20 protein-coding genes are annotated in these 25,917 nt (G+C 59.9%); 13 read left to right on the forward strand and 7 right to left on the reverse strand.

Translation table 11 applies throughout. The features are described 5' to 3' along the window. Positions 1-71: 71 nt before the first annotated feature. Positions 72-2,081 (forward strand): hypothetical protein, encoded by a 2,010-nt coding sequence (locus LAP85_03160; protein MBZ5495375.1) that lies wholly within the window; start codon positions 72-74, stop codon positions 2,079-2,081. Positions 2,082-2,188: 107 nt separating this feature from the next. Here the strand turns inward: LAP85_03160 and LAP85_03165 are convergent, their stop codons facing one another. From LAP85_03165 to LAP85_03195, 7 genes are all read right to left on the reverse strand, one after another. After that, a complete protein-coding gene (locus LAP85_03165; protein ID MBZ5495376.1) occupies positions 2,189-3,259 on the reverse strand; it encodes a hypothetical protein in 1,071 nt (356 codons plus the stop codon). Continuing rightward, positions 3,256-4,593: a 3-deoxy-D-manno-octulosonic acid transferase gene (locus LAP85_03170; protein ID MBZ5495377.1), complete on the reverse strand. Its 1,338-nt coding sequence runs from the start codon at positions 4,591-4,593 to the stop codon at positions 3,256-3,258. Before LAP85_03170 ends, LAP85_03165 begins: the two co-directional genes overlap by 4 nt. Positions 4,594-4,682: 89 nt before the next feature. Further along, on the reverse strand, positions 4,683-5,423 hold the full coding sequence (gene kdsB, locus LAP85_03175; GenBank protein MBZ5495378.1) for a 3-deoxy-manno-octulosonate cytidylyltransferase: 741 nt from the start codon (positions 5,421-5,423) through the stop codon (positions 4,683-4,685). Between the two features lie 471 nt (positions 5,424-5,894). Further along, on the reverse strand, positions 5,895-9,092 hold the full coding sequence (locus tag LAP85_03180) for a nucleotidyltransferase domain-containing protein (GenBank protein MBZ5495379.1): 3,198 nt from the start codon (positions 9,090-9,092) through the stop codon (positions 5,895-5,897). 174 nt (positions 9,093-9,266) lie between these two features. Beyond that, on the reverse strand, positions 9,267-10,553 hold the full coding sequence (locus tag LAP85_03185; protein MBZ5495380.1) for a Glu/Leu/Phe/Val dehydrogenase: 1,287 nt from the start codon (positions 10,551-10,553) through the stop codon (positions 9,267-9,269). 242 nt (positions 10,554-10,795) lie between these two features. Next, complete coding sequence (locus tag LAP85_03190; GenBank protein MBZ5495381.1) at positions 10,796-12,298, reverse strand: NYN domain-containing protein; 1,503 nt, start codon at positions 12,296-12,298, stop codon at positions 10,796-10,798. Positions 12,299-12,531: 233 nt separating this feature from the next. Next, positions 12,532-12,933, reverse strand: coding sequence for a response regulator (locus LAP85_03195; GenBank protein MBZ5495382.1), 402 nt, complete (start codon positions 12,931-12,933; stop codon positions 12,532-12,534). 716 nt (positions 12,934-13,649) lie between these two features. Here LAP85_03195 and LAP85_03200 point away from each other — a divergent pair. The 12 genes from LAP85_03200 to ribD all read left to right on the forward strand — a co-directional run bounded on the left by LAP85_03200 (position 13,650) and on the right by ribD (position 25,664). Beyond that, positions 13,650-14,405 (forward strand): hypothetical protein, encoded by a 756-nt coding sequence (locus LAP85_03200; GenBank protein MBZ5495383.1) that lies wholly within the window; start codon positions 13,650-13,652, stop codon positions 14,403-14,405. Between the two features lie 109 nt (positions 14,406-14,514). After that, positions 14,515-15,042, forward strand: coding sequence for a DUF177 domain-containing protein (locus tag LAP85_03205; protein MBZ5495384.1), 528 nt, complete (start codon positions 14,515-14,517; stop codon positions 15,040-15,042). Between the two features lie 91 nt (positions 15,043-15,133). Beyond that, positions 15,134-15,319: a 50S ribosomal protein L32 gene (rpmF, locus tag LAP85_03210; protein ID MBZ5495385.1), complete on the forward strand. Its 186-nt coding sequence runs from the start codon at positions 15,134-15,136 to the stop codon at positions 15,317-15,319. A gap of 45 nt (positions 15,320-15,364) precedes the next feature. Further along, positions 15,365-16,384 (forward strand): phosphate acyltransferase PlsX, encoded by a 1,020-nt coding sequence (plsX, locus tag LAP85_03215; protein ID MBZ5495386.1) that lies wholly within the window; start codon positions 15,365-15,367, stop codon positions 16,382-16,384. A 344-nt stretch (positions 16,385-16,728) separates the two neighbouring features. Beyond that, a complete protein-coding gene (gene acpP / locus LAP85_03220) occupies positions 16,729-16,965 on the forward strand; it encodes an acyl carrier protein (protein MBZ5495387.1) in 237 nt (78 codons plus the stop codon). Between the two features lie 17 nt (positions 16,966-16,982). After that, on the forward strand, positions 16,983-18,227 hold the full coding sequence (gene fabF / locus LAP85_03225; protein MBZ5495388.1) for a beta-ketoacyl-ACP synthase II: 1,245 nt from the start codon (positions 16,983-16,985) through the stop codon (positions 18,225-18,227). 58 nt (positions 18,228-18,285) lie between these two features. Beyond that, positions 18,286-19,062: an electron transfer flavoprotein subunit beta/FixA family protein gene (locus LAP85_03230; protein MBZ5495389.1), complete on the forward strand. Its 777-nt coding sequence runs from the start codon at positions 18,286-18,288 to the stop codon at positions 19,060-19,062. A 101-nt stretch (positions 19,063-19,163) separates the two neighbouring features. Beyond that, positions 19,164-20,150 (forward strand): electron transfer flavoprotein subunit alpha/FixB family protein, encoded by a 987-nt coding sequence (locus tag LAP85_03235; protein MBZ5495390.1) that lies wholly within the window; start codon positions 19,164-19,166, stop codon positions 20,148-20,150. Between the two features lie 211 nt (positions 20,151-20,361). Then, entirely contained in the window at positions 20,362-22,719 is a 2,358-nt protein-coding gene (locus tag LAP85_03240) for an HDIG domain-containing protein (protein MBZ5495391.1), read from the forward strand. Between the two features lie 16 nt (positions 22,720-22,735). Beyond that, the gene (gene ybeY, locus LAP85_03245) at positions 22,736-23,143 is read left to right on the forward strand and encodes an rRNA maturation RNase YbeY (protein ID MBZ5495392.1); all 408 of its coding nucleotides are present in this window, start codon (positions 22,736-22,738) and stop codon (positions 23,141-23,143) included. After that, positions 23,140-24,402, forward strand: a complete 1,263-nt coding sequence (locus tag LAP85_03250) for a hemolysin family protein (GenBank protein MBZ5495393.1) — start codon at positions 23,140-23,142, stop codon at positions 24,400-24,402. The genes ybeY and LAP85_03250 overlap by 4 nt, the downstream gene beginning before the upstream one ends. Before the next feature lie 110 nt (positions 24,403-24,512). Then, on the forward strand, positions 24,513-25,664 hold the full coding sequence (gene ribD, locus LAP85_03255) for a bifunctional diaminohydroxyphosphoribosylaminopyrimidine deaminase/5-amino-6-(5-phosphoribosylamino)uracil reductase RibD (protein MBZ5495394.1): 1,152 nt from the start codon (positions 24,513-24,515) through the stop codon (positions 25,662-25,664). The last annotated feature ends 253 nt before the right edge of the window (positions 25,665-25,917 follow it).

Genomic DNA, 25,917 nt, shown 5'->3' on the forward strand with positions numbered 1-25,917 from the left:
GAAGTCCGCGTCGGTTGACGGACAACGTCGGGTTCCTATAAGCTCGTGGGCATGACGGAGGCAAAGCGGCCATGATGCAGGAAAAGGTGTTGACCAACATTCTATTGAAGTCAGGCGAAAGAGATGTGAGCCGGGGCGCCGAATATGTCCGGAGTGCCTTCAACAGGTACGGGGTCAGAAGCTACGCGGTTCTGGTCGATCACACGAGCGTAGCGGAGGATCTCCCGGCTCTATCTGACTGCTCCATGGCGGGCTTCTACACGTTCGAACTCAACGTAGTGGGGACGGTTTTCGCCGGGGACCGCGTGAAGCCGGTCACGCTCGATGGTCCCATTCCTGCCTGCGACGGGTGGCTGGTTGCCTCCACATCCCGCGCCGCTGTGATCGTGCTGAATCATGCGCTCATGAACACGGGGAACGAAAACCGTGTCATCACCCGTCTTTACGGCGGCCAGATATCCGCGATCAATGCGTACATGGATGTATTCTCGGGGGAGACCGAGACGGTAGTGCAGATCAGTCATTACTATGAACGCAAGTACCGGATTACTTTTCCCATTGACGTGAGATATACGATCTGTGCGTGCGACGGCACGGTGAGAGCCGCCGGGCAACGGATCATCCCGCCGGGCGGATTGACCGTAATCGACACCCGGGAGCTGAATCTGGGAGAGTTTGCCGGTTATCTCCGGCTGGAGCTCGAGGTCGAGAATCTGCAAACGCGCGTTCAGCCGTTCATCCATTTCTGGGCCGACTACATCAGCAAGGCGGGATTGACCCGCAACCATCAGTCGGGATGGGACCAGTGGGCGCCGAATTCGGTGTTTGCCCGCGGCTACTACCCGGTTGAACCGGAACTGGAACTCACACTTTCGTTCTACAATGAGAACGACCGCGAGACGCACCCCAGGATCCTGCTGCACTACAACAAGGACGGGGAGGAGATCGTTGTTGAGAAAGCAGCCGATCCGGTTCCTGCCCGGCACATGTCCTATCAGAACATTTCCAGGTTGTTCCGCGATATCTCTCTGGAGGGAGTCAAGAGCGCTTTCTATTTGATCCGATGCGACACTCCGCTGCACCGGCCCAACTACTATATGGCTCCGAAAGGGACCCGGCAATACATCAATACCAGTCACCAGACCGGCTCGGATGCCTGTCACTGGGCTGTGCCCGCCGATACCTATAACTCTGATTATTTGCAGAAACTCGACGAGGCCGGCGTGGATCCGTGGGTGATTGCCTTCCCGCTTCTCGAAGAACGGTTCAAGATCGACACCTATCTGGGTCTGCTCTCGTCGACAATTGCCCGGATCAACGATTTCACGTTCATTTTTCGCAACGAGCGCGGGGAAGTGGTGTTTACCCGGGATGAGACACTGGACGGGACCAGCCCGGAATTCCTCAATCTCAATGAATACGCGCACCGTCACGGCGTGGCGCTCAAATCGGGGCTTTTCGGACTCGCGCCCCGCAAGGGATTGCCCGAGGTGCCGCGCCGGGCAATCTCTCTGCTCGGGTTCAAGCATAAAAACTATAAGTACATCGGCACGGCGCCCGCGGCGGGCTTCGAGGATCCGAATCTGCCTTTTTACATCGACCCGCCGGTCCCGCTCCAGCAACAGTATGACTACTGCCCGGTTCTGACTACAGACCGATTCGGCCCCGGCATGGTGTCGGACGAGTATGACACGCTCTACCTCATCACCAACTGCTCGCTCTACCGTAAATATGCGCGGGAATGCACCTACCGCCTTGAAGTGTTCGACGCCAGGGGGAAGATGCACTGCGTCTATCGCACGATTCTGCCGCAGAGTTACGACGTCTTCTGGCTGAGCGAGATCCTGGCGGGATCAAGGATCGGCTCTGACAATCCGTACTATACCGTCTGGCAGCGAAGCTACGACACACTGCTGATCAGCTATCACTTTCTCTACCGCAAACGCGATCACGCGATGAGCTGTGACGACACCTTTGGGGGCACACTCCTGATCGAGCCACAGGTCTGGGACGTGACCGGAAACGGTGAATTCGCACGCCCCGTGCTGCGCGGCAAAAACCTGATTTCGGCGAAGCGCTGAGGGCCGGAAGCTCGACGCTGAGGGTGCGGAGAATGCGGAGAATTGAGATGTTTTCCTGATATTTTTTCTGCGTTCTCCGCGGCCTGTGCGGTGAGAATTTGAGAAGCCTACAGATCCAAATGCACCTGAGGGGGGAGCAGGATCGATTGGGGATTGGTGGCGGCCGCAAGAGGCGGGATGTCGTTGAGGAAATGGTAGCAGACGCCGAAGGCAGCAGGGCCCGAGATGAGGTCTCCGAGCTTACAAGAAACGACTACATCCCCAGTGGCGCGCAGGGTTACGGTCATCGTCCGGCAATCATTCGGGATGGCGGTGATGGCAACCGCCAGCGCCTTATTGCGGTCGATGCAATGAAACCAGCGCTGCGGGAGGTACTCCTCAGGGCTTGTTGCCGAGCCGCGGTGGTCGATCCGTCCGGCAGTCAACAGCGACCATTGGGCAGCGCCGCCGGCGGAAAAATCGGTGTGCCAGACGATTTCTGCTGCGACGCCACTCTGCAGTTTTCCATAGATCCCGCCGCCGACGCCGAAGTCGCAGGTAAGGACCTGCGCGCCGACTGCGAGCGGCAATGCAAAGACAACCTCATCACCCGGCTGCGGTTCTTGGAGGACGTGTACCAGCGACAGCCATGATTTGCATGCAGTGATTTCCGCCCGGGTTTGGGCGTGGCAGCCGTCCGCGTACCGGTGGGCGGCGGTGATGCGCGCGGCTAGAGAGAGGCCTGCAGCACAGGCAGAGCTACTGAGTAGCTCGGCCTGCGCCCCGTTCCGCGTCAGCAGGCTCGGTGCTCGCAGGTGGCGCACCTCATCATAGACCACATCGTGCACTCTGCCGTGCAGGTCGAGCTCGATCGCGAAGCGCAGCTGCTCACTGCGCAACCGTTCCCTTGTGGATATCCGCAACGGGTCATCGAAGAGGAATGCAGGCTGCCCGGTGCCGAGCCGCAGTTCGACGGTTTCCAGCGGCGCCATGGAGACCGCAAAGTCGAGGCGAAAGAGCGCGGCATCGTTGTCGCCGGCCGGCGTTACTTGCATGGGGACAGGCTGTCCGTCCCGGCCGATCAATCCGAGATCTTGCGCCCGACATACTTCCGGCAGATGCAGCTCCGTCGACAGCGGATATAAAAAACGCCGGATCCCCCGGGTTTCACGCACGGAAATGCGGCCGACGACACTCATCGTGCCCTCACCTCCTCGTAAAGAGCTGCCATCCTCTCGAAGGTGAGTCGGGCTGCGCCCCGGTTGCCTTCGAAAACCGAATACGCTGCCTTACCCAGCGCCTCGCACGCGGCCGGGTCCCGGAGCAGTCGCACGAATGTCTCGGTGAGCTGCCGGACCTGCGAGTTTCCGTCCTCCTCTCGGGCGGTGATCTGCCGTATGCTGCGACGCGAGCGAAACTCGTCGATGATCTGCGGGAAGTTCTCCATCGACGGCCCGATCACGATCGGCTTCGCATAAAGGGCCGGCTCGATGATACTCTGCCCGCCGTGGTGGGCGAGCGTGCCCCCGACGAATACGACCGTCGCGAAGCGGTAGGCCGTCGCAAGTTCCCCGAGCGTATCCAGGATGAGCACTTCCGCGTCCTGGACCGGGCCGGCATTATTGGATCGGCGCCGGACGCCGAAGCCGGCACGCTCAACCAGAGCGGTCACGGAATCAAAGCGCTCCGGATGGCGGGGTGCTACGAGCAGTCGCGTTTTTCCCAGCCCCGGCGTCCCGCGGATCCGACGGAGAACCTCGAGCAGCGTCTGCTCCTCGCCTGGATGCGTGCTGCCTGCGACGATCAAGGGGCCGGCGCCTGAGTGGAGTCCGAGTGCTTCCTGGAGAGCGTGTGCTTGAGCTTCGGCGATTTCTTTTTCAACCAGATCGCGGTCATACTTGATATTGCCCGTTACCAGGACCCTGTCCGCCGGCGCACCCATGCGCCGGATGCGCTCGGCATCCTCCTCGGATTTCATCATAAGAATACTGTAGCTTTGAAAGACGGGGCCCAGCACCGGCCGCAGCCAGCGATAGTACCGAAACGACGCGGCTGAGATGCGACCGTTGACGAGAACCACAGGCATGCCGCGCCGGCACATCTGGCGCGTGACATTCGCCCAGATCTCGGTATCGGCGATGACCAGCATGACAGGCCGGATCCAGTCGATTACGCCGTTGGCGATCGACGCCAGGTCGATGGGAAAGTAGAACGTGTTGCCCTCGCCGTATTTTGCGAAGCGCTGCCTTGCGATAGCCTGCCCCGTAAGGGTAATCGTCGAAAAGACGAAGCGTATTTCGGGGAACCGCCGATGAAGCGCATGGGCCAGCGGTTGGACGCTCAGCGTCTCGCCGACCGAACAGGAGTGAAACCAGATGGTCGGGCGGCCGTCGGAGCGCAGGCTGTCGGGGAGGCGCCCAAGGCGCTCGCGCAGGCCTTCGGGCGACCTCCGATGGCGCCACGCTCTCAGACACAACACCGGTATCAGAAAAGCGCCCCAGATCACCATCAGGAAGCTGTAAACGAAATACATAGGCCGCCGGACCAAGAGCTTGCCACGGACTTCACCGAGTGCGACCGGGGCTTGGGTGCGCCTGCCGTCGCAATCCGTGGCCGAGTTTTTTAGGTCATCCCTTGTTTGTCGAATAATGTGATCACGCGCCGTAGGTCGGCTTCAGTGTCGACTCCGACCGTGTCATGTTGCGTTTCCACAACCAGGATCGGAACGCCATTCTGCAGAAAGCGCAGCTGCTCGAGTTTCTCGGCGAGTTCGAGCGACGACTGCGGCAGGCGGTGAAATAGAGCCAGTGCTGCCCTCGTGTATGCGTAGAGGCCGATGTGCTTGTAATATCGTATTCGGCCACTCCCGTCGCGGTCGAAGGGTATCGGGAAGCGCGAAAAATAGAGCGCGCGCATCTTGGCATCCGTGACCACCTTGACATTGTTCGGATCCCGGGCAGCCGCATCGCCGATCGCAACCATCAGGGTCGCCACCTCCGTGTCTCCTGCCAGGATCGGCCCCAGCAACAACTGGAGGTGATCCGGGCGCAACGTAGGTTCGTCCCCCTGGATATTCACGTAAACATCCCCGTCGGTCCGCTCCATTACTTCGTGCAGCCGGTCGCTTCCCGACGGATGACTGCCGGTCATCGTCACGGGAATGTCATGGTCCAGGCAATAGTGCTGCACTTCTTCGCTGTCGGTGGCCACGATCAGATCGCTCAAGAGAGGCGACCGCCGGGCACTTTCATAAACCCAGTGGACCATCGCCTTTCCGGCAATCGGGCGCAGAACCTTGCCGGGCAGGCGCTTGGAATCCAGCCGCGCGGGGATCACACCGAGAACCTTTAGAGAGTCTTTCATGGTTTTCCTGACCTAAGCGGGAGCGTCCTCTAAATTTTCAATTATCGCATTACTTTGCGCGAAACCGGGAGAAAAGTCCGGGATCAGTGACGATTCCGATATTGGGAGAAAGCCGCCCTGAATGAGGCGAAGAACACGAATGGGAGAGAGAAGTGAAGCGAGCGCCTTCGCCCTCTCCGCAGCGGTGCCCTGGAACCTCAAACATTCTGCGGTCTCTATCGCCTCAGCGTTTGCTGCGTTGAGATCTTATGGATGCGGCTTAGGCGGAGCTTTGGCCGGCCGGCGATTGGAGGGCGGGGGTGCCGGCGGACCACGCCGTTTCATTTGCCGGTAAACGTTTTTCCCCAGTTTTATGTTCTTAAAGCCGCCTTTGTGGGACATGCAGGCCCCCTGATTTTGGATGGTTCATTTACGGTTGTTTGCCGCACGGGGACCGTCTCTGCACGGCATGTCTTGAAATCCAAAACAGGATCAATTTCTGCTGGCGGTCAGGCAGCGGGCCGGGTCGGTGACGGCGCCGATCTTGGCAGCGAAGCCGGTTTGTTTTGCGATCTCCTGCTGCGTGACGATGCGGACGTCGAGCAGACCCTTGCGCTTATAGCCGGTTCGCAAATAATTCATTTCTGCCAGCGCGAGACTCCAGCCCTCGAGCCAGATCTCCAATTCATGCTTCATCGCCGGTGTACCGTCGAAATGAACAATGAGGTCAATGTCTGCCTCGGGACCGGCCGTCCCGTTCTTCGTGCTGCCGATGACATAAACGCCTTTGACGCCAAACCGGCCGGCATCGAGTTCAGCGGCGATCTTCTGAGCCATGCGGATGCGCCAGCGCGAGTTGTCGTCCGGCAGCCGGCTGGCAGGCTCGGCCTGCGGCGCGGGCGGGCTCTCGACTTCGCCCGACATGGCGAGCATGCCCACTGCTTCCTCCTGGTCCGCGTTCATGAGCACGCGGAGCACGCGTCCGCCGGTGGCACGCGGCACATCGATTACGCGGATCGTGTGGGCAAGAGCGGCGTACTCCGGCAATATCGCGGGCAGGATGTTCGGGGAGTTTCTCAGGAATGACTCCTTGAATATGATCCCGGCGTCATCGGGGTAGAGCGGGAGATACCGGATGCCCGATTCCACCAGATCCTGGAAAAAGTGGGTGCCGAAGGAGAGGTCGGGAACGTAACCGCCCGTCTTGCGTGCGATCTCGACGAGGACCGCAGTGTTGTTGATGTCCGAATAGGTGACACTGACCCCGAGCTTGATGTCGCCGCGGCTGCCCCAGCGCCCCGGGCCCATGAGGATGAACTTGCGTTTGGGAAGAATCTTGTTCAGGTTGCTTACGGCACGCCCGACGGCCTGCAGATCGGCCAGGTTCGTGAGCCGGCTGTAGCCGTCCGGATCCACATAGACGACGTGCGTGATATCGGCAGTCTTGCCGTTGGAAACATAACGATTGGCAGAGAAGATGATCTGGCTTTCCGGGATGTCTCTCGGAATGGGAGACGGGACGCTTTCGAGCGAGTAGCTTTGCGGGCGGCACTGGAGGAGGTAGAAGTTGCTGCCGTCGCAGGCAAACTCGATGTCGACGGGCGTGCGCATCGTGTTGCGCAGCAGCGCGAAAAGACTCTTCATCTGGCTGAGGAAAGGGGTCCGCGCAATCAGGCCCTCAAAGGTGATGACGACGTCGTCTCTCTCGAAATCGAGGTTGAACGCGTTGGGAGTGCGCATGCGATCGTCCTCGAAGATGGAAATGAGATTGCCTATGCCGGGGTATTGGGCTCCGACATCGGCCAGGACATCAGACAGCTCCATCGTCCGGAAGGCATTGTCGGCGAGATCGATTACGTCGATTTTCTTGGGAGCATAGCGGATGGTCTCCTCGGGCGTCACGTTGACGCGCAGGTGGGGCTGCCCCGGAGCGACCAGGATCGGATAATCGTCGGCCACGCGATCGACGGCACGAGTTCCGAGGCCCGGCACAAGGCGCAGCAGGCCATCCTCGCGTTTGATCCGGGGCGACCAACGGAACTCGTTGTTGGAGAATCCGACGCCGGAAAAGGCGGGGAAGAAATAGCGCCCCACCCGGGTGCCGACCACCTCCTGGATCATGATGCCCATCTCTTCATGCTGGTCGAGCAATCCTCTCTCGGCGCGGTACTGAATCGGATCCGGGCTGAAAACCGAGGCGTACACCTCGGCGAGCGCATCGAGCAGTGCTGCCAGCCGGCTTGCCCTCTCCCCCTGGTTGGCCAGAAACAGGCTCTTATACTTTCCCGAGAAGGCCGCGCCCATGCGATCCTCGAGCAGGCTCGAGCTCCTGACGATCAGCGGGTGGTCGCCGAAATCATCGAGAGCGGTGGAAATACCCTGTAGGATGTCCGGCGGGAACCTGGAGCTCTTGAAGACTTGGAGAATATGCGGATATTCCTCCCGGATCTGATCGATATCGAGGTACTTCCAGTTGTATACGTCGTCGAGGTTGTTGTAGGCGAGAAAGTGCAGGAGCATGTCCGAAGGAAGGTACCAGGTCTTCGGAATCCGGATGTCGGTCAGCAGATCGGAATAGTCCTTCGCGCCCTGGAGGATATGCGAAGCGAGAAACAACCCGCTGGTTTTGCCGCCCAGTTTGCCGTGGCTCTTCGGCACCAGGATGGTATGTTTCAGGAGGTCGAAGAAATCCTCCACCTCGAGGTGCTTGCGCGACGTTTCGATGAAGTCGAGATCATCGGTCAGCAGGCGGCGCACGAGGGAGGTCTTCAGGCCGACCTGCGTTGCCACCGACAGTTCGCGTGAATTGATGCCTGTGTGCTGAAATCGCTCCATGGCGTTCGCGATCTCGACCAGGGAAGTGTCAGCGGCCTCGAGCGCCTGAACGAGGAAGTTGACCCGGTCCTCTTTGATCCAGATCTGGATCAAGGACAGCAGTTCCTGCTCGGCGAGGTAATGTGCGGCAATGAGGAATGTCTCTTCCGTGATCGCGTCCAGGTCCCTGGGTTCGGCCTTCTGCAGCGGACGGTTTTCGTCGTAGGGTATCTCGTCCTGCTCCCGTGCGCCCGACAGGGTGCGCAGCAAATCCTTGGCTTTGCCGATGCCGTTGATCGACAGGTAATTGAGCATCTTGCGCGCGATCTGTTTGAACAGGTCCGGATCGGTCGTTTTTAAAAGGTCAAGGATGATGCGCCAGTCTTGCCGTGCCACGTCGGTTGCCGAGGTATTCCACTGCTTGACGTGCCCTGCGTTCCTGAGTTCGCGCTGAAGCACAGCCTGGCCGATCCGATCTGCGATCATCTTGATCAATTGATATTCTTCTTTGAGGAACGGTCCCTCATCCGCCTCCGGCAACTCTCGCGTGTAAGCAACTGTAATGCTGCCGACCTCTTCTCCCTGCACAAAGATGGGCGCCCTTTGTACCCAGCGTGTTTCATAAAAACCGGGCATGCTGATGGTCCGGTTCTGAAAGATAATTCTTGCCTGACAGAACTGGGGATATTGCCATCCGGCGGGGATCGCCTCGGTGATCAGACGAAGCAGTTCGCTAAAGGGCTTGTCCGATTGAAGGATCTCGTCGATCGTGTAGATGGATTTCAGCTCTTTGGCGCGCTCTTGCAGCACGCTCAGGACTTTATCGAGAGGCGTGATTCGATCGCTGGCTGCCGGTTCCTGCCTTGATTCGCCCATTGCCGTCAGGAGTCCGGAGTCAGGAGTCAAGAGTCGGAAGGATGAAATCATACTCATGTGTCCATGCTCGGAAGCTGGACTGTTGAGCTTTTCTTCTGACTCCCGTCTCCTGACTCCGGACTCCCTGTCCTTTAGAGTACTTCTGTCATGGTCCGCTCAAGCCGGGTCGTTCATTTAGACCCAGCCGCGGTCTTTGCATGCCTGAGCCACGCGGCTGATCGCGATGACGTAGGCTGCATCTCTCATATAGAGCTTCTTCTTCTTTGCCAGTTCATGAACCGCGTGGAAGGCCGAGGTCATTTTGGTGTCGAGCCGGTTGAGGACTTCATCCTTTTCCCAGAAGAAGTTCATGTTGCTCTGCACCTGCTCGAAGTAGCTGCAGGTGACGCCGCCGGCGTTGGCCAGGAAATCGGGAATCACGAAAATCCCACGCGGTTTCAAAGCTGCGTCGGCTTCGGGTGTTGTGGGTCCGTTCGCTCCTTCGGCGATGATCCTGACCCTTTTCTGAATCTTGCCGGTATTTTCGCCCGTGATCTGGTTTTCCAGCGCGGCCGGGATGAGGATGTCCACGTTCTGCTCCAGCCAGGCCTCTCCGGGCAGCACCTCATAGCCCAGTTTGCGCGCCTTGTCCTTGTCGATGCCGCCGAAGCGGTCGGTGATGGCCAGCAAGGCATCCACGTCGACGCCGGAAGCGAGCTTGAAGGCGTACGAGGTCTGGTCGTTCTGATCCCAGGAGGAGACACAAATGACCGTGCCGCCCATCTGCTGATAAAGGCGGATCGCGTATTGTGCAACGTTGCCAAAGCCCTGCACGCTTGCGACTGTTTTCTCAGTATTGGCGCCAAGCTCATGGAGCGCCTCGCGCAGCGTGTAGACCACCCCATAACCGGTAGCCTCGGTGCGCCCGAGCGAGCCGCCCATGCCCACGGGCTTTCCGGTAATGAATCCGGGATATTTGCCGCCATGGATGACTTCAAACTCATCCAGAATCCACAGCATGTGCTGGGCATTGGTCATGACATCGGGTGCGGGCACGTCCGCCAGCGGCCCGACATTCCGCGCGATTTGCCGAACCCAGCCGCGGCAGATGGCCTCCTGCTCGCGCTGGCTCAGATTGTGCGGATCGCATATCACTCCGCCCTTGGCGCCACCAAGGGGAATATCGACCACGGCGCACTTCCAGGTCATCCACATGGACAGGGCCCGGACGGTGTCGATCGTTTCCTGCGGGTGAAAGCGGATGCCGCCCTTGGAAGGGCCGCGCGCATCGTTGTGCTGCACACGGAAACCGCGGAAAATCCTGACGCTGCCGTCGTCCATCCGGACCGGGATGTTGAACTGATACTCACGCATCGGATTTCGCAACAATTCCTTGGTTGCCTTATCGAGGTTAAGCTGGTCGGCTACACGGTCAAACTGCGTCTGTGCCATCTGAAATGCACTAAAAGAGTTATTGCTCATTCTCATCTCCACGTGTAATCAGGCCCGGGGAGGACCCGGATAAAAAGAAAGGCATGATGACTTGCCCTGGTAATGACTATCGCCGGCCTCTCTGCCGTGTGGTCGGGAAGGCGCGGACCTCGCATTATACATCCGGCATGGGGATTGGTGTAGAGCCGCGCATCAAATGACGAGCGACAGGCGGTTCCATTCCTGCCCGTCATTTGTCTTGTGGCGGCCGCGGTTTGCGCTGCCGGCGCCGGCTACTCGCTTTCGGCGGTTTTCCTGGCCGTTCTCGGCCTTCTGGCCGTGGCTCTCGTGCGTCTGGCCGTCAACGGAGCTCCGGTTGTTCTCCTGCGCCTTGGTTTCTCCTCGGCAGCGGCCGCCGGCGCATCCTGAGGTGGTTCTTCGCTCAGGCTTTCTACCGGAGACTCGACCATGGCCTCGATCGCTGGTTCCAGGGGATGCGGCGCATCGGTTCCGGGAAAGACCTCAGCTGCCGGAACCGTCGTTTCTACAGACGCCGCCTCCTCCGCCTCCCCGGGCGACTCAGGTTGATCGGCTTGCGGGAACTGGTCGCCAGGATAGATGCGGAGGATGCCCTGACGATTGCGCTCGATCCGGAGCAGACCCTCGCGCTGCGCCTGGCGGGCCAAGTCATGAATGCTGGAAATGCCAAAGCGGCGCTCATCAAACGAGGGATCGGCTGACCGGAGCAAGTGCTTGAAGCTGCGCAGATACATGGGCCAGTGCGACTTGGACCCCATCTGCCCCAGGATCCGGCGGACGGCAACGACCGCTCCTGCGTATTGAGCCGGAGCCGCCGCCGGCTCTCCGGCAGGCGCAGGAGCCGACTCCGGCTCGGCCTCCTGGGGAACGGCGGCGGCGGCATGAGGGGGGGCCACGACCGGGGCAGCCGGCGTCGGTGCGTTCTCACCATCGTTAAGCCCCACCAGCAGGCTGCGGTCCACCTGTTTGAGGTTGACGAAGCCCGCATTGGCCATTTTCTGGATGAACTCGCGGAAGGAATGGACGCCGTAGTCACGTTCGGAAAATGTTGAATCGAGCTGCAACAGAGTGCTCTTCAACAGGCCAAGCTGAGGTGACACCTCGCGATCCGCCAGGATCTCGAGAGCGCGACGCAGGGGCGGGAAAGCGTCCCGCAACTGGGCAGTACTTACGGCAGGCGTCTTCCCGGCGGCTTTGCGGACGACCGGATGGATGCCGATCAGGTTCTCGTAGGCAATGAACTCGTGGCAGTTCTTCTGCAGGATGCTGCTGGTAAAGGAGCGTCCTCCTACCACGAACACCATCTTGTCGTACTGCTTGAGCTTCTCCACGAGCGCGATGAAATCACTGTCGCCGCCGACGATTACAAAAGCGTTGATGTGGCTTCTTGTGAACGCCATCTCGAGGGCGTCCAACGCCAGCGTGATATCGGCGCCATTCTTGTCCCCGCCCGGCGTCAGGTTGCGCTGAACCATGTGTACGGCATGCTGGGTCATGGCCCGGCTGTAATCTGCGGCATGCTTCCAGTCGCCGTATGCGATCTTTGTCACCACCTCACCGCGTTCCTTGATCGCTTCCAGAACCGTCCCGACATCGAAGTGCCTGGAAAGCGTTTTCTTTACCCCGATCTCGATGTTGTCGAAATCGATAAAGACGGCGATCTTTAAACGTTCTTCACTCAAGTTATCTACCTCAATGAGCCTCGGCTCTTTGCAACAGTGCAGAGGACTATGTTTGCTCCTCGGCCGGGATTGCATCCACCATTTGTTATGTATGCCACCCGCGTGTCTCGGCGATCTGGCCCACGCATCATGATGGCATTCGGCAAGAGAAAGCGAACACCAGCAGTTTTGCCGGGGTGTGACGAAATAATTATACCAGTTTCTGCTTGTGCCGTCCGGGCAAATCGCGCAGCCCCTGGCCCGCGCCGCCGCGCGGCCCCCCGGTATGGACTGTTCACTGGTGATTGTGAGGTCTTGGCGGACAGGGCTCAGTCTGCTTCCCCTGGGCCGTCGAGCAATTCGCGGATTTTTTGCAGCAACTCCGCCGGAGAAAAAGGCTTCCAAATGAAGGAATCCACGCTTTCGAGGATGCCGTGGTTGACCACGGTATATTTTGTGTATCCCGACATATATAAGACATGAACCCCGGGCTTCCGAGCCTGGAGTCTTTGAATCAACTCGCCGCCGCTCATGCCAGGCATTACGATGTCCGTCAGGACAAGGTCGATGGGGCCGGTGTGCTTCTCCTCGATTTGCAGAGCTTCCTCGCCGTTGCGGGCGGAAATTACGTTATAGCCCTCATCCTGGAGAATGTTATTAACAAGATCCAGGACAACCGGCTCATCTTCTACGACCAGAATCGTTTTCGCGTTGCTGCCTGTGGCCGTCATATCTGCCCTCTCGCATGGTGGCCGGCAAGGTGGAGCGGGCATGCCCCACGCCCGGCGTATTCCGGAAAGAGAATTGCTCCCATCAAGCCTGATGATGCCTCATCGGTGCCCGGCCGTTGCTCATACGTGACGTCCGGCACCAATACCATCCAAGCTTCCATTCCATTCTCGCGCCAGGTCACGCTGAGAATGCAGGTTGTCGACGAGGACGTCCTCCGCCTTGGATGAAGCTGAAGTCGGCTTTCGCCTTAGGGTCAGAATTATGACAAGCCGCCGGGGCTTTTCATCGTCCTGATTCGAACGAAGCGCTTCCAGCAAACATCTGCTGATGCTATTGTAGCACGGTTCCATGCCAATCCTGCCACTCATACGATGGCAGCAAGAGTCAGCAGCGAAGGACACGGCGCGGCGTAGCCGCATCTAAGAAATCTTAACGCAGGGTTTGCCGGGATCGCAGAAGCCGCAGAACATTTGCCCTTTCTGCGCGCCAGGGACGGGGGTCCGAGAAATACCAAGCAAGCGCATTCGCCCCCGCCGCTGCGACGGGGGCGATCGGCCTGCGCAAACCCCATGCGTGTTTTTCTCGTCATTCGATGTTGCTTTTTGCCCGCAGTGTCTGAGTCGCACGTACCGATTGATCGAAATTGCGCCAGGCAGCGTGCTGTGCTATATTTTTTTGCTTGTCTTAAACTCCCATATTTTACGAGGATGGTGTTGTGAGCACTACCAAGCTGACCCGAAAAGAGATTGCTGCAGATCCGATTCATGATGCGCTGATCAGTACTGTCGAGATTTTGCGCGCACGCGCCAAGATCATCAGCCTGGCAGGAGCCGCGCTTGTGCTGCTGCTTGTCGGGATTTATTTTGGCCTGCACTATCTCGATGCCCGTGACAACGCCGCTCAGCAGGAACTGGCCAAGGGTATGGATTACTATCATGGGATGGTGGATGCCGCAAACGCGAAAGATGATCCCTACGCAAACGGAGTGGTGCCGATTTTCCGCAGTGACGAGGCCAAGTATCGTGCTGCCAGCACGTTTTTCAGCTCCGTGGCATCCCGCCACGGCTCGTCTAAGATCGGGGTCATAGGGCGCTATTACCTGGGACTTTGCCAGAAGCAGCTCGGGCTGAAGAGCGAGGCGATCGCGACGCTGCAGGCGGTAGCGATCAATACTTCGGATCGCACGGTCGGATACCTTGCCCAGAAAGTCATGGCATCCTACTATGTCGAGACCGGTGACGCTAAGAGGGGGCAGGAAATCCTGCAGGCAATGCTCAAGGATCCCCAGTGCGATCTGCCGAAAGAGGATCTCCAGGTTGATTTGTCCCGGGCATACATGGCCCAGGGTAATCGGACAGAGGCCCTGAAGGTTTTGCGGGACGCCCAGGAAGCGGGCAGCGGGGGCATGCTTCAGTCGCTGGTATTCCAGGAGATGAGCCGCATCCAAGGCAGCTCTGGGAACGAACCGTAACCCTGACACCGGTGCCGGCGATGCCGTAAGTGCCTGCAATTTAGGCACCTTGACAAGAGGGGCATCCCGACTATAATAAGCACCTTCGTCCAGAGTAGGAGCCTGGTACGTGTTCATCGAAATCGAGCGCTTGACACTGGAACCGTTGCACGTCCAGCATGTGTACGGTATCGGTGAGCTCCAGTTCAAGCATGCGGACGCCGCTCTGGAGGAGCCCGTTGCCACGGATTTCATCCTGACGCACAAAGAGAAAGATCTTCGCGTTGTAGGGACGATTCAGACTGCGATCCGGTATCAATGTTCCAGATGTCTCAAGGAGTTTTCCGCTCCTTTGGACGGCAGCTTCGACCTTTTTTACCTTCCTCAGGCTGACTGGAAGAAGGATGAGGAGGTCGAGCTGAAGTATGAAGACATGGAGGTCGGCTATTATGACGGCCTTGGTCTGGATGTCGACCTGATGGTGCTGGAGCAGATTGAGTTGGCAATGCCTATGAAGTTTATCTGCCGCGAAGGGTGTAAAGGGCTCTGTCCATCCTGCGGCGCGGACTTGAACGAAGGGCAGTGCCTCTGCAAGGTTGACACGACGGATTCCAGGCTTGCCGTGCTCCGGGATTTCCACAGCAAGATGAAAGAGTAATCCGTCAAAGCCGCCGCGAAGGTCCGGCGAGCAGCTCCGGGGAAGCGGCCGGCTTTCGGGCTACCTTGGAGGGAAGGGGGAAACCGTATTTATGCCAAACCCGAAACGCAGACATTCCAAAGCGCGCCGCGGCAAGCGCCGGGCGCATGACTTCCTGCATCCTGTCACCCCGGGCATTTGCCCGCAGTGTCTGGAACCGAAGATGCCGCATCAGGCCTGCCCCAAGTGCGGTTACTACAAGGGCCAGCAGGTAATGGAAGGAGAGGAAGAGATCTAGCCGCGGAGGCAGAATGGCTCTTCGCGGGACTCTTCCCTTGCCGCCATGATCAAGATAGCCGTTGATGGGATGGGCAGCGACAACTCGCCCCGGAGTGAAGTGGAGGGCGCGATACAGGCCTCCAGGGACTATGGCGTCCACGTTATCCTGGTAGGCAAGGAGTCGCTGTTGGGCCCTCTCCTGAAGGCGCCGGCGCGCGGCGCCTCCGTTGAGTTGCGGCATGCCTCCGAAGTGATTGCCATGGATGAGCAGCCCACCGCCGCGCTGCGCAGGAAGAAGGATTCCTCGATCCGCGTGGCTGCGGACCTGGTGCGTCAGGGATTGGCGAGCGGGCTGGTAAGCGCCGGCAACACGGGCGCGGTCATGGCGATTTCCAAGATGGTCATCGGGGCGGTCCCGGGAGTCGATCGGCCCGCACTGGCAGCCGTGCTCCCGACTCTCAAGGGTCACGCCGTCCTGCTCGATGTCGGTGCCAACGTCTCCTGCAAGCCGCACCACCTGGTTCAGTTCGCCATCATGGGGCATTTGTTCAGCAAGAAGATCGTGGGCGTCTCCTCCCCGCGTGTGGGCTTGATGTCGGTGGGCGAGGAGGAATCCAAGGGCAACGATCTCACCAAAGAAGTGCACAAGGCGCTGAAGGAAATCCGCCTCAACTTCATCGGCAACGTGGAAGGACGGGACATATACAACGGCCGGGCCGACGTGATCGTTTGCGACGGCTTTACCGGAAACGTGGCACTGAAGACGAGTGAGGGGCTAATCGAGGCCGTCGTGCTGCTTCTCAAAGAAGAGCTCTCCAGCACTCTTCAGGCCATGGTGGGCGCCCTGTTGAGCCAGCAATCCTTCAAGCGTCTGAAAAAACGCCTCGACTACTCGGAGTATGGCGGGGCTCCTCTGCTCGGCCTCCGAGGAGTTTCCATCATCTGTCACGGAAGGTCCAGCAGCAACGCCATCAAGAACGCGATCCGGGTCGCAAAGGAGTTCGCGGAGAATCAGGTCAACGCCAAACTGGAAACCGAGCTGAGCCAAGTGGGCAGCTATGCCAAGGGCTGTGTGCCGGATTAGCGGATGATGGGGAAAGTCGCATTCCTGTTTCCAGAGCGAGGATCACCCTGTCCCACGGCAAACGGTGCCATGCGCTCTTCTGCGCGACTCGCGCCCAGATGTTGGCCGGAGGCCGGCGATGCAGATGGGGCGAAAGCGCTTGCTCGGCAGCTCTCTGCCCCGCCCGTTGCGTCGGCAATTCTGGTCCTCATCCATCTCTTCCGTGGCTGGCTTTTCCCCCATTGTCGGAATCGCAGATCCGAGGAATCGAAGCGCTTGCTTCTGCAGGTTCGGATGCTACAATGTGGGTTTTTCCATAGGGGTGTCCCGGTCCGCTTTTCTGTACCTTCAAAGGAGGTGGTTACATGGCGTCTGTTGAAGAGAAAGTGAAGTCCATCATCGTGGATCAGTTGGGTGTCAGTGAGGGGGAAGTCACGGCCGTGGCATCGTTTGTCGACGACCTCGGCGCCGACTCGCTCGATACCATCGAGCTGGTGATGGCGTTCGAAGAGGCATTCGGCATCGAAATCCCCGATGAGGATGCGGAGAAGATCCGGACCGTCAAGAACGCGATCGACTATATCGAATCCCACGTCAATTAGCTGGAGAAATCCCGACTGTGAAGCGGCGCGTAGTCATCACCGGCGTTGGCCTCGTGACTCCTCTGGGGAACGGTACCCAGGAGACGTGGCGAGGTCTGCTGGATGGGCGATCGGGAGTCGGGCCGATTACGCGCTTCGACGCTTCTCAGTTTCCGACCAGGATTGCAGCTGAGATCAAGAGCTTTGACCCCACGCTGTTCATGGAGAAGAAGGAAGTAAAAAAGATGGACACCTTCATCCACTACGCCGTGGCCGCGTCGGAGTACGCCATGCGGGATGCCGGGCTTGCGCGCTGGGACGGCGTGGCAGGGGACTCTGTGGGGGTGATCATAGGCTCGGGCATCGGCGGCTTCGGCAGCATCGAGGCCGAACACCTGGCCCTGCTCGCCCATGGCCCGAGGCGGATCTCTCCCTTCTTCATTCCATCGAGCATCGTGAATCTTGCCGCGGGCCGCGTGTCGATGCAGTTCGGCGCGCGCGGGCCGAATTCGGCGCCGTGCACGGCCTGTTCTGCCGGCAGTCACGCAGTCGGCGACTCCTTCAGAATCATCGAGCGCGGGGATGCGGAAATCATGATCGCGGGGGGGAGCGAGGCCGCCATCACTCCTTTGGGCGTGGGCGGGTTTGATGCCATGAAAGCGCTGTCGACCCGCAATGATGAGCCGACACGGGCCAGCCGTCCTTTCGACCGGGACCGTGATGGCTTCGTTCTGGGCGAAGGCGCGGGCATTCTGATCCTCGAAGCGCTCGATCACGCTCTCGGAAGGGGCGCCAAGATATACGCCGAAGTGGTTGGCTACGGCATGTCCGGCGACGCCTATCACATTACAGCACCCCCGCCGGGGGGCGACGGTGCCGTGCGGGCCATGCGCATGGCACTCAAAGGCGCGGGCGTCACTCCGGATCAGGTCGATTACATCAACGCGCACGGGACTTCCACGCAGCCCAACGACAGAACCGAAACTGCCGCGATCCGCACCGTCTTCGGAGAGCACGCCGGCAAGCTTGCCGTGAGCTCCACTAAATCCATGATCGGCCATCTGCTGGGTGCGGCCGGCGCGATGGAAGCAGGGGTTACAGCACTGACCATCCGGGATCAGATCATGCACCCGACCATCAACCAGGACAACGCGGACCCGGAGTGCGACCTCGATTATGTGCCCAACAAGGCGCGCCGGGCGCATATCCGCTATGCGCTCACGAACAGCTTCGGCTTCGGCGGCACCAATGCCTGCATTCTGTTGAGGCGCTTCGAGCGCTGAAGATCAGGAAACAGGTAGCCTGTCACCGGACTTCGACATTAGATAGGAGGCTTGCTGCATGAAAATTATCGTCTGTGTCAAGTACGTCCCCGATACTGCCATCAAGGTGAAAGTCGCTCCCGGCGGCAAGGCGGTAAATATTGCGGATGTCTCCTTCGTGGTGAATCCCTACGACGAGTACGCTGTGGAAGAGGCGCTCCGAATCAAGGAAAAGTCAGGCGGTGAGGTCATCGTCCTCGGCGCTGGAAGTGAAAAAGCCACCGCCGGACTGCGGACCTGCCTGGCGATGGGCGCCGACTCGGGTATCCTGGTGCAGGACGAGGCGATGGAGAATGCCGACTCCCTTGCCATCGGAACTGCATTGGCACGTGTCTGCCGCGAGCTCAGCCCCGACATAATCCTTTTCGGAAAGCACGCCATTGGCGTGGATAACGGAATCGTGCCGTCCGTGGTCGCGGAACTGCTGGACCTGCCGCAGGTGTCGGTGATCGTGAAGCTGGAAATCGGAGAAGGCAGGTTCCGAGCCGAACGGGAGATCGAAGGAGCGCGCGAGATCGTGGAGGGAAGCCTGCCGGCCGTTTTCACGGCGCAGAAAGACCTCAACACGCCGCGCTACGCATCGCTCAAGGGTATCATGGCTGCCAAGAAAAAGACCATCGCCGTCCGCACTCCGGATTCCCTGGGGCTGATGCCGCAAGACCTCCAGCCCAGGCTTGCTGTCGAAGAGGTCACACTGCCGCCGGCGCGTCCGCCGGGAAGGATTCTCACCGGCGATGTCGCGGAAACGGTCCCCGCACTGGTCCGGCTGCTGCACGAGGAAGCGAAAATCATCTGAAGCGAGTGACGAATGACGAATGAAAACAGATGAGAGACCGGCCGTTCGTCTGTCATTCATGATCTGTGTCTCGTTATTGGGATTTGATGGAGGGAAAGCTGATGGCACAGGGGATTCTGGTCTTCGTTGAGGAGCGGGAAGGAGTGGTCAAAAAACCCTCTCTCGAGGCGGTCGGCGCAGCGCGAAAGCTGGCGGACACTCTGCAGGAACCCGTCACGGCCCTCTTCATCGGGCCGAAAGAACCTGCGATGAATCTCGCGCATCACGGTGCCGACAAGATCCTGCTGGCACGCCACGAACTGCTCGTCTCCTATTCGACCGAGGGATTTGCATCGACCATCGGTCAGGCCGCCGGGCAGGTGAATCCACGCATTATCCTGGGCTCTGCAACTGCGATGGGCCGGGATGTCCTCCCGAGAGTTGCCGCCAAGTTGCGCGCCGGCCTGGCACAGGATTGCACTGACATCCGGATCATCGAGGGAAAGCAACTCGAATGCGTGCGCCCAATCTATGCCGGCAAGGCGTTTGCCCGGGTCAGGCCTGCGATGCTGCCTGCGGTCGCGACACTGCGGCCCAATGTCTTCTCTCTGGGTGCGCCCGATACTTCCCGCACCGCCGAAACGGCTGCTTTCACGCCGGAGTTGAAGCCTGAACAAATCCGGGCTCGGGTCGTCGGAATCCAGTCTGCGGCAGGGGCGAAAGTGGAATTGACGGAGGCCAATATCGTGGTTTCCGGCGGGCGCGGGATCAAGGGCCCCGAAAACTTCCCGATTGTGCAGGATCTGGCGGATGCGCTCGGCGCTGCCCTCGGCGCCTCACGTGCAGCGGTCGATGCGGGATGGATCGATCATCAGCACCAGGTCGGCCAGACGGGCAAGACAGTCTCGCCCACACTTTACATCGCATGCGGCATCAGCGGAGCGATTCAGCACCTGGCCGGCATGTCGTCGTCCAAATACATTGTTGCCATCAACAAAGATCCCGAAGCACCGATCTTCAAGCTCGCCGACTACGGGATCGTCGGTGACCTGTTCACCGTCGTCCCCGCGCTCGCCAAAGAAATAAGAAAACTGCGGTCCCAAGGCTGACGGCAGGGAAGCCCCCGCGCGTGCTCTGCTCCAAGATTATTTGCTAGAAGAAATGAATGACGCAGAGGGCGCGGAGGGCAGCGGGGAGTGCCGGCTGCGCTCTGTTTCGTCTGCGTTAGGGCTTTGGATGAAAGCTGGATGCGACGTGCCGGCGGGGCACACCCGGCTTGGCGTAGTTATGTTATACTATGAGGTTTTGGGCGGGTGACAAATGCCTGCAGTAGCTAAATTTGGGAAACGGGACCGGCCCGGGCACAATTCTCTTCAAAAGATCTCCGAAAACCTCCGCAGCCAACTGACCCGGATCGACCTACTGGTGGGATTGGGCGCAGCGGTCGTGCTGACCGTCCTTCTCGTCGTGTTCCATTATCATTCCGTTCCTGAATACCAGGCAGGGGATGTCGCTACCTCGGAAGTTCGCGCCCTGCAGGATGTTATTTATCAGGACCAGCCAGCCACGGCGCAAGAGCGGGCAGCGGCGCGTGAGCGCAGCCAGGCCGTCTATGACTTCAACGGGGCGCTCATTGTCCGGATCGAGCGCGACCTTGGTCAGGCCTTCTCTACAGCGCGCAACATCCTGGCCGAGAAAAAAGTGCCGTCCAAAGGTGTGCTGGAGGCAGCCGAGAAGGCAGAACTCCTGCCAGAGCTGGAATCAAGCTTAGGCAGAACGGTGCCCCCCAAGGTCTTGCCGCTCCTGCTGCAGGAGAGGTTCAATGCTTCGCTCGAAGGGCGGATCGTCCGGATCCTGGATACGGTGCTTCGCGGTTGCATCGTCGACGACGAGGGCTGGTCACAGTTTCTCCGGGATCAACGCAGGGGCATCGTCGTGCGCGACAATACGCAGCCTGCAGAGCGCACTCTGGCGGAAGCCTACATGGCGCGCAATCGCACTGCAGCGCGCGAGTACCTGCGGCAGCTCCAATCCGAGTTCGCCGAGCTTTCAGCGCGTGACCGCGCACAGTTGCTGGGCTTCCTGGACACCCTGCTGGTCCCTAACCTCCTGTACAATCAGACAGAAACGGAGGTGCGGCGCGAAGCCGCGGGTTCCCGGGTCGCGCCCGTGGAAATTACCATCAAACAGGGCAAGCCCATCGTGCGCAAGGGGGAGATAGTCACCCCGGCGATGGTCGTGCAACTCGAGGCGCTGCGGAGAGAACAAAGACCACATTCATTCCTGGCACAGTTCGTCGGATTTTTCTTTTTCATTGCTGCCTTCCTTTACGGCCTCTGGCGCTCCTTCATTCTTTACCAGCACCGCCACAGGAAGATCCGGCACCAGACGCTTCTGATCCTGCTGGTGCTGGTCGCCGTCTTTGTCGTCATCCGCCTGCTCACCGGGCTCTCCGACATCCTGAGCGAGCGCTTGCCGGCGGAGGCTTTCCCAGGGCTGTTCCAGCTCTACTACATGATCCCGTTCGCATTCGGTGCGATCCTGGTCGCGTTGCTCGTGGACGTCAATCTGGGAATCATGACCTCGCTGCTGGTGGCGACGCTTACCGGCCTCTTTTACGGGGACAGCTATATTGCCGCCTATGCCGTGCTGGGCAGCCTCGCGGGAGTTTACAGCGTCCGGCACTACAAGGACCGGGCTGCGATTCTGAAGGCGGGCCTGACGATCGGTGTCGTGAACATGACATGCATCCTGGGGATCGATTGCCTGCGCCAGGCTCCCATGACCTTCTGGGGTACAACCCTGCAGCTGAGCTCCGGGTTCATCAGTGGCGCACTGGCGTCCGCCCTGGCATCCACCCTGCTGCCGACTCTCGAGTCGTTGTTCAAGATCACCACCGATATCCGGCTGCTGGAGCTGTCGAACCTCAACGCTCCGATGCTGCGCCGTCTTTCAGTGGAAGCCCCCGGCACCTATCATCACAGCCTGATGCTGGCAACGCTCGCCGAAACTGCCGCCGAGGCAATCGAAGCGAACTCTCTCCTGGTGCGGGTCGGGGCCTACTATCACGATCTTGGCAAGATGCTCAAGCCCGAGTACTACGTCGAGAATCAGTCGTTTGGCATCAACAAGCACGAGGCGCTGTCGCCGAACATGAGCTGCCTGATCATCGCGAGCCATGTCAAGGACGGGCTCGAACTGGCCAAGGAAATGGGCCTGACTCAGGATATCTGCGACCTCATTCCGCAGCACCACGGCACCCGGATCATGTCCTACTTTTATCGCAAGGCGCTCGACGCGATCAATGGCAAGGAGCAGGAGATCGACGAAGTGGATTTCCGCTACCCGGGTCCGAAGCCGCAGACCAAAGAAGCGGCCATCCTGATGATGGCGGATTGCATCGAAGCCGCGTCCCGGACGCTGACCGATCCGTCACCGGCACAGCTTCAAGGCATGATAGATCGCCTGGTCGACTCGGTTCTGGCCGACAACCAGCTCGACGAATGCGATATCACTTTGCGTGAAATCGGTCTGGCCAAGGAGTCGTTCTTCAAGATCCTGACGGGCTTCTATCATCATCGCCTCGACTATCCCGGTTATGATTTCAAAGCTGTCGAAGAGAGACCAGATAAAATCCCCCTCACGAACTCAAGTCCTAAACACGCAAAGGCGATTTAAGATCTTCCGGTATGCCGTGTCTGCGTTCTGCGACGGAGTCCTGTGCGCGTTGGAGGTGCGGGAGCGTACGCTCGCCGTGGTTTTCGTGAGCGCGCGCAGGATGCGGGGTCTGAACCGGCAGTATTTGGGCCGTGACTACGCGACCGACGTTCTTAGCTTCGGCTATCAAGGCGAAGTAGTGGAAGGATCCTCCTTCCTTGGGGAGATCGTGATCGCGCCTGAGATCGCCTGGCGCCAGGCGCGCCGCTGGCGCAACCGGCCGGAACGGGAGATGCGCAAGCTCCTGGTGCACGGGATTTTGCACCTCCTGGGTTACAATCACGAGGCCGACGCAGGCGGGATGAACCGGTTGCAGCAACAACTGCTGCGCCGGCGGACCAGGGAGTACGAAGGGCCGCTGGCCGAAATGAGAGACGCGACATGATACTCTTCTATCTGGAGATCGCGGGCATCGTGGCCGGCGCCACTGGTCTGTTTCTGCTGTCGATGCTGGAGGGCGCCCTGCTTGCTGCCAGCCCGGTGACCTTGCGGATGAGCCTCGAGCGCGAAGACGAGAAGACACCGCCGCTGCTGGAGCTGGTCATCGAAAACAAGAGCCATCTTTTTCTCCCTCTGCATCTCGGGATCCAGGTCGCACTCATCATCGTCGCGATTCTGATCACCCACGTGAGCATGAAGCGCTGGCCAGTCTGGGGTCTGGCCTGGGCGATCGCCATCGCACTGGCAGCCTCCGTTCTCCTGCGGCAACTGCTGCCGCGGCTGATGACCCAGAACGAATCCGAGAAGAAACTGATCCTGCTGCTGCGCTTTCTGAATCCGCTCATCGCAGCGTGCCGCCTTCTGGCCCTGCCCTTGTCGCACGTATTGAACCTCTTCCAGCGCCTCTATCATGAAACTGAACCCCCCGCCGGCCCTGCCGGCGAGGAGACCACCGGGGAGGAGATCCAGGCTTACCTCGAGATCGGGGAAGACGAGGGGATCCTTGAAAAGGAGGACACCCGGCTCATCCAGTCGGTTGTCGAATTTGGGGATACCCTCGTGCGTGAAGTTATGACCCCGCGCACGAGGATCGCGGCCTGCAGCGAGGATGCTACGATGGGTGAACTGCGCGACATCATGGTGGCAAGCCGCCACTCGCGCATCCCGATCTACCGGGGCGATGTCGATCACATCATCGGGATCGCTTACATCCGGCAGCTTCTGGCGCAATATTCGCAAGGAAAGGACTCTGAATTGATCACCGGCCTGGTTCATCCTGCGTTGTTTGTTCCCGAGACCAAGCGCGTTTCGGCGCTGCTGAAGGAGCTGCAGGTGCGCGGGGATCACACGGCCATCGTCATCGACGAATTCGGCGGCGTCGCCGGACTCGTCACCATCGAGGATCTGGTGGAGGAGATTGTCGGGGAGATCCGCGATGAGGACCAGGCGAAAGTGAGCGAGATCGTCGAGGAGAGTCCGAAGAGCTTCGTCTTCCGGGGAAGCACCGAAATCTACCATTTGGAGGAGTTGGCGGGGAAAAAGTTCGCGGGCTCCGATGCTTCCACAGTAGCGGGACTGATCTCGTCCTACCTGGGGCGCATTCCTGCGCCGGGTGAGGAGTTCGACTTCGAGGGCATGCGGGTCCAAATCCTCGACGCCGACCGCAAGCGGGTCCGGAGACTGCGGATCCAGCTCTCCGGCTGAGAATCTCAACGCGGAGGGCGCAGACCACGCCGATATAGTCCGCCTACGTGCCCTCAGCCTCCTCCGGGTTGAGATTTTGCCTTTGAGGCATCGGGACTTTGGTGAACAGAGTGAATCCACAAGACCGGAAGTTCATGCGCCGGGCCTTGGCGCTCGCCGGGAAGTCACTAGGTCTGGCCAGCCCGAATCCCCCCGTCGGGTGTGTGATCGCTCAAGGAGACGAGGTGGTGGGACAGGGCTGGCACGAATACGCAACCCGCGATCATGCCGAGGTGCGCGCCCTCGCGGAGGCTGGGATCCAGGCCCGGGGCTCCACCGCCTACGTGACCCTCGAGCCTTGTGTCCACTACGGCCGGACGCCACCCTGTGCCTCGGCACTGATTGCCGCGGGTGTCCGTCGGGTGATCGTGGCGCGGGTCGATCCCAACCCGATCGTGTCCGGCAAAGGAATCGGTGCGCTGCGCGCCGCGGATATCGATGTTGAACTGGGATTGTTGCAGGCCGAGGCCGGGCGCAATATCGAGCCGTTTGCTTGCCATGTGACCACGGGCCTGCCGCTCGTGGTCGGCAAGGTGGGGATGTCTCTGGACGGCAGGATTGCGGCCGCCGGCAATCCCGGTGCCCGGATCACCTCCGACGAAGCCCGCAAATTCGGCCAGCAGCTGCGGCTGCAGCTGGATGCTCTGCTGGTAGGCATCGGCACCATCCTGGCGGACGACCCGCAACTCACCTACCGGGGCAAGCTGCCCAAGGCCCGTCCACTCATAACCGTGGTGCTCGACAGCCTCTTGCGTACTCCACCGGGCGCCCGGCTTTTCCGATCGGATCCGGCGCCGCATGTCCTGATCTTCTGCCGGCCGGATGCACCCCTGCAGCGCAGGCGGGAACTCGAAGCCGCTGGAGCCGAGATCGTCCCGGTGGAGCACGGCCCCGAAGGACTGGACTTGAATCGAGTATTGCGGGAGTTGGGGGAGCGCAAGGTTCTCGGACTGCTCGTCGAGGGGGGCAGTGAGGTTCACTGGTCGTTCCTGTCAGCGCGTCTGGTCGACAAGTTTCAATTTATCATCGCTCCCATGGTCCTCGGCGGCAGGCAGGCGGTGCCGTCGGTAGGTGGCGCGGGCTACCCGTCGGCGGGAGAAGCGCCGCGCTTCCGCATCAGTCGCAGCCTGCAGGCCGGTCCTGACCTGATCCTCGAGGCCTACCCCAGCTATTCAAGATCGATCCTCTCTCCCTGGCTTACTGTTTTCGACAGATCGACATGATCTCGGTCTGGAATCGTACATCCGGTCGGCTGACCGTCGCCGAGAATCAATCGCGCCCAAATCCGCACACGCACGCCTGCAGGTGCCTGACCGGAAACGTTGGCACGATGAACCGCGGTCTCAGTGGGCGCGCAAGGGGCTCGGGCATCCGGGGCCGGGTGGAGAGTTGGAAATTGATATCCTGTCGCCGAATTCCCAGATAGAATGGGCGCGCCGCTGATTCGGCGGCATGATTATTCCTGATTGCTGATTT

This window comes from Terriglobia bacterium (genome assembly GCA_020072565.1).
Classification (GTDB): domain Bacteria; phylum Acidobacteriota; class UBA6911; order UBA6911; family UBA6911; genus JAFNAG01.

What these genes read in the sequence shown, in the direction of transcription:
- LAP85_03160 (MBZ5495375.1), top strand. Translation starts at nt 72, where the DNA reads ATGATGCAGGAAAAGGTGTTGACCAACATTCTATTGAAGTCAGGCGAA.
- LAP85_03165 (MBZ5495376.1), bottom strand. Translation starts at nt 3,259, where the DNA reads ATGAGTGTCGTCGGCCGCATTTCCGTGCGTGAAACCCGGGGGATCCGG.
- LAP85_03170 (MBZ5495377.1), bottom strand. Translation starts at nt 4,593, where the DNA reads ATGTATTTCGTTTACAGCTTCCTGATGGTGATCTGGGGCGCTTTTCTG.
- kdsB (MBZ5495378.1), bottom strand. Translation starts at nt 5,423, where the DNA reads ATGAAAGACTCTCTAAAGGTTCTCGGTGTGATCCCCGCGCGGCTGGAT.
- LAP85_03180 (MBZ5495379.1), bottom strand. Translation starts at nt 9,092, where the DNA reads ATGGGCGAATCAAGGCAGGAACCGGCAGCCAGCGATCGAATCACGCCT.
- LAP85_03185 (MBZ5495380.1), bottom strand. Translation starts at nt 10,553, where the DNA reads ATGAGCAATAACTCTTTTAGTGCATTTCAGATGGCACAGACGCAGTTT.
- LAP85_03190 (MBZ5495381.1), bottom strand. Translation starts at nt 12,298, where the DNA reads ATGCAATCCCGGCCGAGGAGCAAACATAGTCCTCTGCACTGTTGCAAA.
- LAP85_03195 (MBZ5495382.1), bottom strand. Translation starts at nt 12,933, where the DNA reads ATGACGGCCACAGGCAGCAACGCGAAAACGATTCTGGTCGTAGAAGAT.
- rpmF (MBZ5495385.1), top strand. Translation starts at nt 15,134, where the DNA reads ATGCCAAACCCGAAACGCAGACATTCCAAAGCGCGCCGCGGCAAGCGC.
- plsX (MBZ5495386.1), top strand. Translation starts at nt 15,365, where the DNA reads ATGATCAAGATAGCCGTTGATGGGATGGGCAGCGACAACTCGCCCCGG.
- acpP (MBZ5495387.1), top strand. Translation starts at nt 16,729, where the DNA reads ATGGCGTCTGTTGAAGAGAAAGTGAAGTCCATCATCGTGGATCAGTTG.
- LAP85_03230 (MBZ5495389.1), top strand. Translation starts at nt 18,286, where the DNA reads ATGAAAATTATCGTCTGTGTCAAGTACGTCCCCGATACTGCCATCAAG.
- LAP85_03235 (MBZ5495390.1), top strand. Translation starts at nt 19,164, where the DNA reads ATGGCACAGGGGATTCTGGTCTTCGTTGAGGAGCGGGAAGGAGTGGTC.
- LAP85_03240 (MBZ5495391.1), top strand. Translation starts at nt 20,362, where the DNA reads ATGCCTGCAGTAGCTAAATTTGGGAAACGGGACCGGCCCGGGCACAAT.
- LAP85_03250 (MBZ5495393.1), top strand. Translation starts at nt 23,140, where the DNA reads ATGATACTCTTCTATCTGGAGATCGCGGGCATCGTGGCCGGCGCCACT.